Source organism: Bacillus sanguinis, assembly GCF_018332475.1.
GTDB classification, from domain to species: Bacteria; Bacillota; Bacilli; order Bacillales; family Bacillaceae_G; genus Bacillus_A; species Bacillus_A sanguinis.
On record NZ_BOQB01000696.1, the window covers coordinates 1 to 328 of the forward strand.

Below are 328 nucleotides of genomic sequence, written 5' to 3' on the forward strand. Positions count from 1 at the left end.
TATGGCTCTTTCAACTCTGTCATTTGGCGTGTTCGCGGCGGAACCGGTAACGGCATCCCAGGCACAGAACATGAATAAAATCGGCGTGGTTTCTGCCGATGGCGCATCCACCCTCGATGCCCTGGAAGCGAAACTGGCTGAGAAAGCCGCGGCAGCCGGTGCCAGTGGATACAGCATCACTTCCGCCACCAACAACAATAAATTAAGCGGTACTGCGGTAATTTATAAGTAATTCGTAGGACGGATAAGGCGTTTACGCCGCATCCGGCAACAGATGCCTGATGCGACGCTACCGCGTCTTATCAGGCCTACAAAATCCGAACCGTTG

At 53.4% G+C, this 328-nt stretch carries 1 protein-coding gene; it reads left to right on the forward strand.

The window, feature by feature from the left end; genetic code table 11:
• Position 1: 1 nt before the first annotated feature.
• Positions 2 to 232, forward strand: coding sequence for a DUF1471 family protein YbiJ (ybiJ, locus tag KI369_RS30095; RefSeq protein WP_001472039.1), 231 nt, complete (start codon positions 2 to 4; stop codon positions 230 to 232).
• The last annotated feature ends 96 nt before the right edge of the window (positions 233 to 328 follow it).

Coding starts and splice junctions, on each gene's coding strand:
- ybiJ (WP_001472039.1), top strand. CDS start 2: ATGGCTCTTTCAACTCTGTCATTTGGCGTGTTCGCGGCGGAACCGGTA.